A 13,934-nucleotide genomic window follows, 5' to 3' on the forward strand; every position below is an offset into this window, starting at 1 on the left:
AATCTGTTTTGATTTTTATATCTGTATCAATCGGCCGTTCTCACAGCCTCACGAGCCAACTGTTGGAAAACATCATCCATGGTAGCGGCTCCAAACTGTTGCTTCAGTCTGTCGGGGGTGTCAAGCGCACGGATTACACCGTCCACCATGATAGAAATACGGTCGCAATACTCCGCCTCATCCATAAAATGGGTCGTGACAAAAACAGTGATACCTTGCTCTGCAGCCTGATAAATCAATTCCCAAAACTGGCGGCGGGTGGCAGGATCGACACCGCCCGTAGGCTCATCCAGAAAAACAATCTTGGGATGATGAAAAATGGATACCGAAAAAGCGAGCTTCTGTTTCCAACCCAGCGGCAAGCTCTTTACGAGCGTATTACGTTCCTTTTCCAGCCCCAGACGCAGAAGCAATTCATCTGTTCTCGGAGCAATCTCGGTTTCGGGTATCCCATAAATACCGGCAAAAAGGCGGATATTTTCCCAAACTTTGAGATCTTCGTATAAAGAAAACTTCTGGCTCATATAACCGATGTTCTTCTTCACAGCTTCGGATTGGGTGGCAACATCAAAACCTGCAACACGAGCTTTGCCGTCCGTAGGATGGCTTAAACCTGTAAGCATACGCATAGCGGTAGTCTTACCGGCCCCATTGGCACCCAGAAAGCCGAAGATTTCACCTTGGCGTACTTTGAAAGAAATATGATCGACAGCCGTAAATGTACCGAAACGTTTGGTCAGTCCGTCCACTTCGATTACATAATTCTCATGGTTATCCGCTTTCGCATGTAACAATCCCGAAGGACAAAGTATGTCCGCAAATTGTTTCAGAATACGACCGGGAGTGTCAATACCATGTATCCGACCTTCATTGATAAAGGCAATACGGTCGCATTGACGCGCCTCATCGATAATCGGAGTAGAGGCTATGATGGTGATACCCTGTTCTTTGAGACGGCGAAGCATTTCCCAAAATTCCCTGCGCGAAACAGGATCGACACCAGTGGTAGGCTCATCCAGAAACAAGACATCCGGTTTATGAATAAGTGCACAGCTAAGGGCAAGTTTCTGCTTCATTCCACCGGACAAGGCCCCGGCACGACGTTTACGAAAAGGTTCTATCTGCCGGTAGATGTCACGCACCAAATCATAATTCTCCTCAATGGTAGTATGAAAAACCGTAGCGAAGAAACTCAGGTTTTCTTCTACTGTCAGGTCTTGATAGAGAGAAAAACGTCCGGGCATATATCCTACCCGTTGGCGGATAGACTTATAGTCTTTCACCGTATCCAGTCCACATACCGTAGTCTCACCTTCATCGGCAAGCAACAAAGTGGTGAGGATACGGAACAGCGACGTTTTCCCCGCACCGTCAGGCCCGATGATTCCGAAAAGTTCACCCGTACGGACGGAGAGTGAAACGCCTTGCAAGGCTTCCACCCGACCGTAACACTTAAAGACGTTATCGACAGTTACTGCAAAGTTCATGACGTTATTGAATGTGAATTGTAAATTCCACTCCCCCATACATTCCGATTTTCAACATACCGTCATTCTTCACAGCCACTTTTATGGCATACACCAAATTGGCACGTTCATCTTTCGTAAGAATCGTCTTGGGAGTAAACTCGGAGCTGTCCGAAATCCAAGTGACAACTCCCGGATATTCTTTTCTGACATCTTTACCATAATCGGAATAAACTGTCACTTCCTGCCCCAACTTCACTTCGGACAATTGTTCGGAAGTGATATAGGCACGCAGATAAATCTGTTCCATATCAGCAATCTTGAATAACGGAGTGCCCGGCGCTGCCTGTTCTCCCGCTTCTGCATATTTGGCAAGGACAGTTCCTGTCAACGGAGAGGTGATATGGCACTTCTTTAACTGGTCTTCAATCTGCGCAACCTGAATACCCACCGATGAACTCTGCCACGTCAGGCTTTGGTCGCTGTTCTGCAGTGTGGAGTTTTGAGCGGTAAGTTGTTTGCGGAGTACTTTAAGTAAGGATTCGGCATCATCCAACTGCTTCCGGTTAGCCGCACCTACACGAAGTAAATTGGCTACACGATCACGCTCGCGTTGCGCCTGAAGGATTTGTTCTTTGGTTGCCGCCACCTGTTTCAGAATATCGGGGCGCTGCCCTTCCACGGACTTGGCACTGGCTTCCAACTGGAGTTTTTTCAGATAAAGCTGAACAGTGTCAATGATGCCGACCTCCTGTCCGGCTTTCAAGGTGGTACCTTCTTCCACATCCAAACTGAGTATCTTTCCGGACGCTTCGGCAGAGACTATAACATCGGTAGCTTCAAAAGTTCCCGTAGCATCGTATTTGGGTGTACCGCTACTGCAAGCGACAAGAAAGAACAGGACCGGAAATAATTTAAATGATTTCATATTATAGGATTTTATTGTAATTCTAAAGCTTTAATTATTTAAAGTATATTTCAGTTGCCAGATATTCATCAACAGCTGTACTTCATGCAATGCCTTGGTACGACGTGCCAAGTTCTCATTGGTTATCTCACGGAGCATATCGGTGACAGTCAGCGTTCCGTTCTCTACTTTGGCTTCGGCTGCACGACGAATATTCTCACGTAAACGGATGATTTCATCGTCATCCGCCATTTGCCTGCGCATGGACAATACACCCGCATCCTGCTGCGTAGCCTGCAAACGGGTATTGAAGAGAAACACGTCCCTACCCGTCTCTATCTGTCGCCGGCTATTGTCTATCCTGCGGCGATCATTCTTTAGAGTATACAGACTACCGAAGTTCCATGACATACGTACACCTGCCATATAGTATGCACTGAATTCATCTTTCAGCATATTCAACCCCGGATTGCCATAAGCGCCCTGCACAAAAAGCCCGAAACGGGGCATTACTCTTGCATTCAGCGTAGCTTCCTGCACTCTAAGCTGTTCTCCCTGAGCCTCAAAAAGACGAAGTTCCGGACGATTGTTTATTCCATTCACACTACCCGTATCTTCCGCTACGGGCTTCTGCAAAGTAGTTCCGAGAGGGATTTCTTTTCCTATAAAAGCGGAAAGCATATTGATATATGCCTGGCGTGATGTTTCCAATTCGATGCGGCGTTGTTTGGCATTCAGTTGCTCCACACTGACGGCATCCAAATCGCTTTGAGTGGCTATACCGTTTATTATATAGTTTGACACTTGCTTGTGCGTTCTTCCCAAATCATCCTGCAAAAGTTGGTTCTGTTTCAGCTGTTCGTCCAGCAACAGGATACCGAAAAACAGCTGATTGATGCGGTCGTTCAATGCGTACATATCCACATTCTGCTTCTCCATGTCCACATCCGATGCCGCACGTGTCAAACGTTTTTGGTTGCGGATATCTCCACCGTCCCAAATGGTTTGCTGCAATTCGAGCATCACCTGATACTGGTCTTTGGGGGCGGTTTTTACATTGATACCCGGTATTTCGACGGGCAGTTGCGTTATATCACTTTGATACGTAGCCTTGCCCGACAATGAGAACCGGGGCAGATATCCCTTTCCGGCATTGGAAAGATCATACTCACGTGCCTTTTCTATCAGTCCGTACTGACGTACCAACGGATAATTAGCCTGTGCCTCACGTTGGCATTCATCCAAAGTAAGCTGGGCATGAGCCAATGTAGCCGTAAGAAAAAAGGCTAAAGAGAGAATTGCTTGTTTCATATCTGTTTCTTATTTATTAGCACAATACAAAGATAGACGCATAACTTAGTATGCTTACAACCTATTTGTCGGCAAAGATGTCCCAATAGTACGACTTTCTGTATGAAAAGACAAATGATATGGATACTTTATTATCTTTGCCACTGAATTACTTACTATTTATAAATATGGAGAAGAACAGACCTATAAGCGTTGCATTCGATGATATCCGTTATAAGCTGGATATCATCAATCACCATGAATATCGTTTTATAAACGATGATTTGGGCATGGTTATCAGCTTCATACAAATGGGAAGCAAGCTATTCCATATCGGACAGCCCTATCGCGCCAAAGAAGGACGAATCATTCGTGTTTTGCAAGGAACAGGGAGAATCTCCATCAACCTTATTGAATACGAAGTATCCACTCATCAAATTATTATAATCCCCGACAACTCCCTGATAGAATTGTTTGAAATCAGCCCCGACTATGATTTTCAAATCATAGTGCCCGCCTGCAATTTCCTGCCTGTCCTGCCCGGTTCTATCTTGTCGGAGACTTACACAAGAAACGGTATCGTGCTGTCACTTAATGAGGAAGAATGGACACAGGCGGAGATGTTTTTTACCCTGCTGTGGAATATACTTCATTCCTCGCCCTATCGTCGTGAAACCATACAGCATTTCATCATTTCCCTGCTTTACAACCTTAAATATACTTACGAGCAAACGCGCACAACCACTCCCCTGCGCCTTTCGCGCCAGGAAGAAATTTTCCGCCGCTTCATAGCCCTTGTAAACAAACATAGCAAGCAAGAACGTTCCGTCAATTTCTATGCCGACAAATTATGCCTGACCCCTCATTATCTGAGCACCATCATACGTGAAGCAAGCGGACAGACGGTGATGCAGTGGATTAACCAGTCCGTTATTCTTGAAGCAAAAGTTTTGCTGAAACACAGCAATCTGCTAATTTTCCAAATATCGGACGAATTGAACTTTCCAAACCCATCTTTCTTCTCGAAATTCTTCAAGCGAATAACAGGAATGACACCTGCCGAATACCAGAAAACATAATAAACCGGAGACAGTCTGTTTTTACTAATAGGATAACAAACAGAACAGTTTATAAATCTTATAAACCTTTTCTATATAGCGGTTACTGAGTACTTTTGTCACAAAACTAATATACTTTAGATTATGAAACGAATTTATTGGGTTTTAGCAAGCATTTCCATATGCTTACTTGCATCCTGCAACAGTGGCACGAAAGATGCAAGAGAATGCCAAACTGTAAAAATAGATACAGTTACTTCCGCCAGCGGACAGACCTATCTGCAATACCCCGGAAAGGTAAAAGCGGCACAGGACATCAGTCTCGCATTCAGAGTAAGCGGTACTATCCGGAAAATATATGTAAAAGACGGCACCCGTGTACAAGCGGGACAATTACTTGCCGAACTGGACCCAACGGACTACCAAGTACAGCTGGACGCCACCGAAGCCGAATACAAACAGATAAAAGCGGAAGCGGAACGCGTAATGGCCCTGTACAAAGATAACGGGACTACTCCCAGCGCCAATGACAAAGCTGTGTACGGACTGAAACAAATCACCGCCAAATATCAGCACCACAAAGACCAGCTGGGTTACACCCGCCTTTACGCTCCTTTCAACGGCTATATACAAAAACGGTTGTTTGAAGCGCACGAGACAATAGGCGCCGGAATGCCTGTCCTGTCCATGATTAGTGGCGGTGCACCGGAAGTCGAGATAAATCTGCCTGCAGCCGAATATATCCGACGTGAGCAATTCAACCAATATCACTGCACATTCGACATTTATCCGGACCGGAGTTACCCGTTGAAGCTTATCAGCGTCACTCCCAAAGCCAATGCAAACCAACTGTACACCATGCGGCTGCAACTGGTTGCAGACAAACAGCCCGTTCCTTCGCCCGGCATGAATACAATGGTTACCATCCGTTGTGATAGTGACGATACCCACAGTATGTCCGTACCCTGCAATGCCATTCTACAGAAAGACGGCAAGGCCGGGGTATATGTATACAACCCGTCCAACAATAAGGTGAGCCGCCGCGAGGTAACCATAGTACGCCTGATGAGTGACGGACGCAGTATCATCACATCCGATGAACTGAAGCCCGGAGAACTGGTTGTGTCCGCCGGAATACACCACATAGAGAACGGGGAAACCGTAAAGCCCCTGCCCGCTGCCAGTAAGACAAATATCGGCGGGCTATTGTAACATTGATTTACATCTAAAATATCAGTTATATGGATATAAGTAAATGGGCATTTAAGAACCGTAACCTTATCTATTTTCTGGTGACGGTGCTGCTTATCGGCGGAATTCTCTCCTGCTATCAGATGAGTAAACTGGAAGACCCGGAAATAAAAGTGAAACTTGCCATGGTGGTGACCACATATCCGGGAGCATCCGCACACCAAGTAGAATTGGAAGTGACGGATGTACTGGAAAAGAGCATCCGCAGTATGGGAAACATAGACAATGTGGAAAGCTACTCTTACAACGACCTTTCGCTGATACAGATAGAACTGACCACTACTACCCAAGATGAAGAGGTAGAACAATGCTGGGATATGTTGCGCCGCAAGGTACACGACGCTTGCGCCCTGCTTCCCGACGGAGCGGGTACCCCTATCGTCAAAGATGATTTCGGCAATGTATATGGAATGTTCTATGCACTGTCTGGTGACGGTCTGTCCGACCGTGAGCTGTCCGACTATGCCGAACTCATCAAGCGGGAAATCAGTGACATGGAAGACGTAGACCGGGTGGAACTATACGGCAAGCGTCCTGAATGTATCAACATCTCCCTGTTGCAAGACCGTATGGCGAACCTCGGTGTGAAACCCGCCGAAGTTCTCGCTACCCTGAACGGACAGAACAAGACTACATACAGCGGTTATTACGACAACGGAGACAACCGCATCCGCGTCACTGTCAGCGATAAATTCAAGACGGTAGAAGACATAGGCAATATGCTGATTCAGGGACATGACGACGACCAACTCCGTATGCGCGACATTGCCCGTATAGAAAAAGGATACGAAGAACCTACCCGCAACGAACTGTTCTTCGACAGCGAACGGGCACAAGGCATTCTTGTCGCGGCCGCCAGCGGATCGGATATTGTAAAAGTCGGCGCCGCCGTAGAGAAGAAACTGGCACAGTTGAAAGAAAACCGCCTGCCCGCCGGTGTAGAGTGCCACAAGGTGTTCTATCAGCCGGAGCGTGTAGGAGCTTCTTTGGGTACTTTCGTAATCAATCTGATTGAATCCGTCATTATCGTTGTAGTCATTCTGATGTTGGCTATGGGATTCAAGAGCGGAGTCATTATTGGAATCAGTCTGGTTGTCACCGTATTCGGTTCTTTCCTGTTCCTGCAAACGGCGGGCGGAACCATGCAGCGCGTATCGCTGGCTGCCTTCGTGCTGGCAATGGGTATGCTGGTGGATAACGCCATTGTTATCGTGGACGGCATATTGGTAGACCTGAAAGCCGGGAAGAGCCGTATGGAAGCCATGACCGCCATCGGCCGCCAGACAGCGATGCCTCTGCTGGGAGCTACCCTGATAGCCATCATCGCCTTTCTTCCCATCTTCATGTCACCGGACACAGCCGGAGTGTACACCCGCGACCTTTTCATTGTGCTGGCCGTCTCCCTGCTGCTAAGCTGGGTACTGGCATTGGTGCACGTACCCCTAATGGCCAATCGCAGACTCCACCCCACAGTAGAAGTCAGCACTACCGGAAAACGTGAATACAAAGGGCGCACCTATGCCTTGTTGCGCACCGCCCTATATTTCGGGCTGGCACACCGTTGGAGCTTTGTGCTGGCAATGGCGGCTCTGTTAGGACTTTCCATATTCGGTTACGGATATATGCGCCAGGGGTTCTTCCCGGATATGGTGTACGACCAGCTATATATGGAATACAAGTTGCCCGAAGGCAATAACTCCACCCGTGTGGCAAAAGATTTAAGAGAGATAGAAGCCTATCTGAAAACACGTAAGGAGATTACCCACATCACTGCTTCCATAGGAGGCACACCGGGGCGTTACAATCTGGTGCGCAGCATCGCCAATCCGTCTCTATCTTACGGCGAACTGATTATTGACTTTACTTCACCGGACGCCCTCGTAGACAATATGGATGAGATACAAAACTACCTGACACAGCATTATCCCGATGCCTACGTGAAACTGAAACGCTATAACCTGATGTTCAAGAAATACCCCATCGAAGCACAATTCATGGGTCCTGATCCCGCCGTGCTGCATCAGTTGGCGGACAGTGTACGGAGCATTATGGAGAATACCCCGGAAGTATGCCTCATCACTACCGACTGGGAGCCGCAGATACCTGTACTTTCCATTGAATACGATCAGGCGGCAGCCCGGGCATTGGGTCTCAGCCGTAACGACGTAAGTATGTCTCTCCTATCTGTGAATGGCGGCATACCTATCGGCTCTTTCTACGAGGGCATACACCGCGACAATATCTATCTGAAATGTCTGGACGAGCAAGGGCAACCGATAGAAGACTTGGGCAACACACAGGTATTCTCCGCCCTTCCCTCTCTGAACGGACTGCTGAATGAAGAAACCATGGTCAAGCTGAAAGCCGGTACCCTGAGCAAAGAAGAGTTGGTTGAAAGCCTCATGGGAAGTACTCCGCTGAAACAAATCAGCAAGAGCATAGATATCCGTTGGGAAGATCCCGTAGTACCACGCTACAACGGGCAGCGCAGCCAGCGTGTGCAATGCTCGCCCGCTCCCGGCATAGAAACGGAAAAAGCGCGGCAAACCATTGCACGAAAGATAGAACAGATAGAATTACCCGACGGCTATACCCTGCATTGGCAAGGAGAGAAGAATGCAAGCGACCAGTCCATGAAATATTTGTTCAAGAACTTCCCGCTGGCTATCATACTGATGATTGCCATCCTCATTATGCTATTCAAGGATTACCGCAAACCGATCATCATCTTCTGCTGTCTCCCCATGATTCTTGTGGGAGTGGTGGCGGTGATGTTGCTTACGGGTAAAACGTTCAACTTCGTAGCAATTGTGGGCACATTGGGACTGATAGGTATGCTCATCAAGAACGGTATCGTGCTAATGGATGAAATCACTCTCCAACTTAATCAGGGAGTAGAACCGATTACAGCATTGGTGGACAGTGCCCAAAGCCGTCTCCGCCCTGTGACAATGGCGGCGCTGACTACCATTTTAGGCATGATACCGCTGCTGCCCGATGCCATGTTCGGTTCGCTGGCGGCCTCCATTATGGGCGGCCTTACATTCGGAACGCTGATAACGCTCCTTTTCATCCCCATCCTGTACGCATTATTCTTTCATATAAAAAACGAACAATGATGAAAAAGAAAATAATCATCCTCACCGCTCTGCTATTCTCAGCCAGTATCTCCGCACAGGAGACACTGACTTTGGAACAATGCAGGGAAATGGCACTGAAATACAACAAGGAGATGGCAGCTTCCGCCAAGCAAACGGAAAGCGCACACTACACTGCAAAGAGTTACAAAGGCAATTTCTTCCCCAACTTTACCCTCAGCGGAACGGGTATTTACAGTACGGCGGACGGCAGTTTCGGCATAGCCGGCGGCAATCTGCCCACTTTTCTACCCGATGCCGCAGGACAATTTCTGCCCAACAACGGTTTCGCCTATTTTCCCGGAGTAGACTTAAACTATAAGATAGGCATGGTATATATGGGCGGTGTACAAGTAGAACAGCCGCTGTATATGGGCGGCAAAATTCGTGCTGCCTACAAAATGTCTTTATTGGGTAAAGAAATGGCGCAGATGAATGAAACGCTGACAGCCTCGGAGGTTATTGTGAAAACAGACCAAGCCTATGCACAAGTCATCAAAGCCAAAGAGATGAAGAAAGTGGCCGAGAAATACAACGCTGTGCTTATAGAATTGATGAAGAATGTTGAGAGCGCCCATAAGCATGGCCTGAAGCCCCGGAACGATGTACTGAAAGTGCAGGTAAAACTGAATGAGAGCGCACTCAATATCCGCAAGGCCGACAATGCGCTCCGTCTGGCAACCATGAATCTCTGTCATTGCATCGGCAAGCCTTTGGGCACGGATATACGGACTTCCGACAATTTTCCCGAAGTGGGACGAGACATCCAACTGCAAATATCGGATATCTCCGCCCGCCCCGAATATGCCATACTGAATCAGCAAGTAGCCATTGCCAAACAACAGGTTAAGTTAAACCGCAGCGAATTACTGCCCCAAATCGGTGTAAAAGGTTCATACGACTATATTCATGGTCTGGAAGTGAACAATCAGGATTTGTTTGATAAGGGCAGTTTCTCCGTCCTCCTGAATGTAAGCATCCCTCTTTTCCATTTCGGTGAACGTACCGGCAAAGTACGTGCTGCCAAAGCCAAATTGGAGCAAACCCGTCTTGAACAGGAGAATATGAACGAACAGATGTTACTGGAACTTACACAAGCCGCCAACAACCTCGATGAAGCCCGACTGGAAAGTTCCATCGCCGAACATTCCCTGCAACAGGCAGAAGAGAACATGAGGGTGAGCCGCAGCCAATATGACGTGGGACTGGAGACACTGTCCGACCATCTGGAAGCACAAGCCATGTGGCAGCAAGCGTACGAAACCAAAGTGGATACACATTTCCGGCTGTACTTGAACTATGTCGCTTATTTAAAGGCAACGGGGACGCTGCTGAAATAGCGATTATATAAAAACAAGAGACCAAAATACACCAGATGATTTCTTTCAGGCACGGATTACACGGATTTCACGGAAAAAAGATAAAGTAAATCCGTGTAATCCGTGCCTGAAAAGAAACAAATGGACTTTTATTTATACTCCTCCCAAGACTTGATAGCCAAATCATCCGGTGTCATCGTACAGAACGCATTGATAAAGGCGCTTGCCAAACGCGCGTTCGTAATCAGCGGAATATTAAGGTCGATAGCGGCACGACGTATCTTGTAGCCGTTGTCCAACTCGCCCGCGGTGAGGTTCTTCGGGATATTCACCACCATATCAATTTCTTTCTTGTGCAGCATATCAAGTGCCTGCGGCTGCATATCGGGTTCGCTCGGCCAATAGACGCGGGTATTCTCCACGCCATTCTCCGTAAGGAACTTGCTTGAACCACCGGTGGCAAACAGTTTATATCCTTTCTTCTGAAGCATACGGGCTGCGGAAAGCATATCTACTTTCTGTTTCGGAGTACCGGTAGAGAGCAGGATATTCTTTTGCGGAATACGATAACCGACAGAGAGCATCGCCTTGAGAATGGCACAGGAAGTGTCGCTGCCTATACACCCCACTTCGCCCGTAGACGCCATATCCACACCCAGTACAGGGTCTGCCTTTTGCAGGCGGTTAAAGGAGAACTGAGAGGCCTTGATTCCTACATAATCGAGGTCGAAAAGGTTCTTGTCCGGTTTTTGTACAGGAATGCCGAGCATCACTTTCGTAGCCAGTTCGATAAAGTTGATTTTAAGCACCTTGCTTACGAACGGGAACGAACGGCTGGCACGCAGGTTACATTCAATCACCTTGATGTCGTTGTCCTTGGCAAGATACTGGATATTGAACGGGCCGGAGATGTTCAGTTCGCGGGCAATCTCCCGACTGATACGCTTGATGCGACGTACTGTCTCCACATAAAGTTTCTGCGGCGGGAACTGGATAGTGGCATCGCCGGAATGTACACCGGCAAACTCTATATGCTCGCTGATAGCGTATGCTATGATTTCCCCATTCTGCGCTACGGCATCCATTTCCACTTCCTTGGCATGTTCTATAAACTGGCTCACGACTACCGGATGCTTCTTCGATACGTTTGCCGCCAACTGCAAGAAGCGTTCCAGTTCTTCCTGATTGGAGCAAACGTTCATTGCCGCACCGGATAGCACGTAACTGGGACGAACCAATACCGGAAATCCTACTTTATCGACAAAAGCGTTGATGTCTTCCAGTGAAGTAAGCGCCCGCCATTCGGGTTGGTCTACACCGATACGGTCCAGCATGGCGGAGAACTTGTCCCGGTCTTCGGCGTTGTCAATGCTCTTGGCGCTTGTGCCGAGGATGGGCACATTCTGCGCATCGAGACGCATGGCAAGGTTGTTCGGTATCTGGCCGCCCGTAGAAACGATTACGCCATGCGGATTCTCCAGTTCGAGGATGTCCATGACACGCTCGAAGGTGAGTTCGTCAAAATAGAGGCGGTCGCACATATCGTAGTCCGTGGATACGGTTTCGGGGTTGTAATTAATCATCACGCTGCGGTAGCCCTCCTTGCGGATAGTGTTCAACGCCTGCACACCGCACCAGTCAAACTCTACCGAGGAGCCGATGCGGTACGCACCCGAACCGAGTACAACGATAGACTTACGGTCGCCCAGGTAATGCACATCATTGGCAATGCCGCTATACGTCAAGTACAGGTAGTTGGTCCGGGCGGGATATTCGGCGGCAAGGGTATCTATTTGTTTCACTACGGGCAGGATGCCCATGCTCTTGCGGAGAGCGCGTATGGCAAGAATACCTTCTTCACTGTCCATATACTTTTCCAAGCCAAAGGCACGGGCTATCTGGAAATCGGAGAAGCCCTGAACTTTTGCTTTCCGCAGTAGTTCTTGTGCTGCTATGTCATTCCGAACGAAGTGAAGAAACTGCTCCTTTGAACGTGCAAGGGGAAGAGATTCTTCGCTGCGCTCTGAATGACAGGAGGCTGTTGAATGACAGGCGGCTTCCGAATACTCATGCAGTTCCTTGCTGGTATTCATTATATTCATCAGTTTCTCCAAGAACCAGCGGTCTATCTTTGTCAGTTCATGTACTTGGTCTACGGTATATCCGGCACGAAAAGCTTTGGAGATGACGAAGATACGCTTGTCCGTAGGCTCACGGAGCGCTTTATCAATATCGGAGATAACTAGTTCCTTGTTCTCCACAAAACCATGCATTCCCTGTCCTATCATGCGCAGTCCCTTCTGAATGGCTTCTTCAAAAGTGCGTCCGATAGCCATGACCTCGCCGACAGACTTCATGCTTGAACCCAGTTCCTTATCTACGCCATGAAACTTGCCCAAATCCCAACGGGGAATCTTACAAACCACATAGTCCAGCGCCGGCTCGAAGAATGCGCTGGTAGTCTTGGTTACGGAATTCTTCAGGTCGAAAAGCCCGTAACCCAATCCGAGTTTGGCAGCCACGAAAGCAAGCGGATAACCCGTTGCTTTAGAGGCAAGTGCAGACGAACGGCTCAAGCGGGCATTTACCTCTATTACGCGGTAATCTTCGCTTTCCGGGTCGTAGGCATACTGTACATTGCACTCGCCTACAATACCGATATGGCGGATGATGCGGATAGCCAGTTCACGCAGTTTGTGATAATCCGTATTGCTTAATGTCTGCGACGGGGCAATCACGATAGACTCCCCTGTATGGATGCCCAGCGGGTCGAAGTTCTCCATGTTGCAGACTGTTATACAGTTGTCGAAACGGTCGCGTACCACCTCATACTCCACTTCTTTCCAGCCGCGCAAAGACTTCTCCACCAATACTTGCGGGGAGAAGGAAAAGGCTTTTTCCACCAGCACATTCAGCTCTTCCTCATTGTCGCAGAAGCCCGACCCCAGTCCGCCCAGCGCATAGGCTGCACGCACTATCACCGGATAGCCCAGTTCCGCAGCGGCACGACGGGCATCTTCGGCATTCTCCACAGCTTCGCTTTGTATGGTCTTTACATCGATTTTATCCAGTTTCCGGACGAATATCTCACGGTCTTCCGTATCTATGATAGCTTGCACGGGAGTACCGAGCACCTTTACGCCGTATTGCTCAAAAATGCCCTTTTTGTAAAGCTCCACACCGCAGTTCAGCGCTGTCTGTCCGCCAAAAGCAAGCATAACGCCGTCGGGGCGTTCTTTCTCAATAACCTTCTCCACAAAGTAAGGGGTAACGGGCAGGAAGTAAATCTGGTCTGCCACACCTTCCGAAGTCTGCACCGTAGCAATGTTCGGGTTGATAAGGACGGTATGGATACCTTCTTCTTTCAATGCCTTGAGCGCCTGCGAACCGGAATAGTCAAACTCTCCCGCCTCACCGATTTTCAGTGCGCCGGAGCCAAGCAACAGGACTTTCTTTATATTATTTTCTTTCATTTGTCTAAATTTGATTATACCAACAATCTGTTT

8 protein-coding genes are annotated in these 13,934 nt (G+C 48.2%); 4 read left to right on the plus strand and 4 right to left on the minus strand.

The genetic code is table 11. The features are described 5' to 3' along the window. Positions 1-26: 26 nt before the first annotated feature. Genes DW121_RS11405 through DW121_RS11415 form a run of 3 tightly spaced genes read right to left on the minus strand, consistent with a single transcriptional unit; the run spans position 27 to position 3,684 of the window. Positions 27-1,487 (minus strand): ATP-binding cassette domain-containing protein, encoded by a 1,461-nt coding sequence (locus DW121_RS11405; protein ID WP_118323819.1) that lies wholly within the window; start codon positions 1,485-1,487, stop codon positions 27-29. Between the two features lie 4 nt (positions 1,488-1,491). Next, positions 1,492-2,394 carry an HlyD family secretion protein gene (locus tag DW121_RS11410; protein WP_118323820.1) on the minus strand — a complete coding sequence of 301 codons (903 nt, stop codon included), beginning with the start codon at positions 2,392-2,394 and terminating at the stop codon, positions 1,492-1,494. 30 nt (positions 2,395-2,424) lie between these two features. Then, the gene (locus tag DW121_RS11415; protein ID WP_118323821.1) at positions 2,425-3,684 is read right to left on the minus strand and encodes a TolC family protein; all 1,260 of its coding nucleotides are present in this window, start codon (positions 3,682-3,684) and stop codon (positions 2,425-2,427) included. Positions 3,685-3,851: 167 nt separating this feature from the next. Between DW121_RS11415 and DW121_RS11420 the strand changes: the two genes are divergently transcribed. The 4 genes from DW121_RS11420 (at position 3,852) to DW121_RS11435 (ending at position 10,449) form a co-directional block, all read left to right on the plus strand. After that, a complete protein-coding gene (locus DW121_RS11420) occupies positions 3,852-4,742 on the plus strand; it encodes a helix-turn-helix domain-containing protein (RefSeq protein WP_187120030.1) in 891 nt (296 codons plus the stop codon). Between the two features lie 123 nt (positions 4,743-4,865). Next, positions 4,866-5,933: an efflux RND transporter periplasmic adaptor subunit gene (locus DW121_RS11425; protein ID WP_118323823.1), complete on the plus strand. Its 1,068-nt coding sequence runs from the start codon at positions 4,866-4,868 to the stop codon at positions 5,931-5,933. A 29-nt stretch (positions 5,934-5,962) separates the two neighbouring features. After that, positions 5,963-9,091: an efflux RND transporter permease subunit gene (locus DW121_RS11430; protein ID WP_118323824.1), complete on the plus strand. Its 3,129-nt coding sequence runs from the start codon at positions 5,963-5,965 to the stop codon at positions 9,089-9,091. Continuing rightward, a complete protein-coding gene (locus DW121_RS11435) occupies positions 9,091-10,449 on the plus strand; it encodes a TolC family protein (RefSeq protein WP_187120031.1) in 1,359 nt (452 codons plus the stop codon). Before DW121_RS11430 ends, DW121_RS11435 begins: the two co-directional genes overlap by 1 nt. Positions 10,450-10,577: 128 nt before the next feature. Here the strand turns inward: DW121_RS11435 and carB are convergent, their stop codons facing one another. Next, positions 10,578-13,901 (minus strand): carbamoyl-phosphate synthase large subunit, encoded by a 3,324-nt coding sequence (gene carB, locus DW121_RS11440; protein ID WP_118323826.1) that lies wholly within the window; start codon positions 13,899-13,901, stop codon positions 10,578-10,580. Positions 13,902-13,934 lie beyond the last annotated feature (33 nt).

The sequence above is a fragment of the Bacteroides sp. AM10-21B genome (assembly GCF_003472565.1).
Classification (GTDB): Bacteria; Bacteroidota; Bacteroidia; order Bacteroidales; family Bacteroidaceae; genus Bacteroides; species Bacteroides propionicigenes.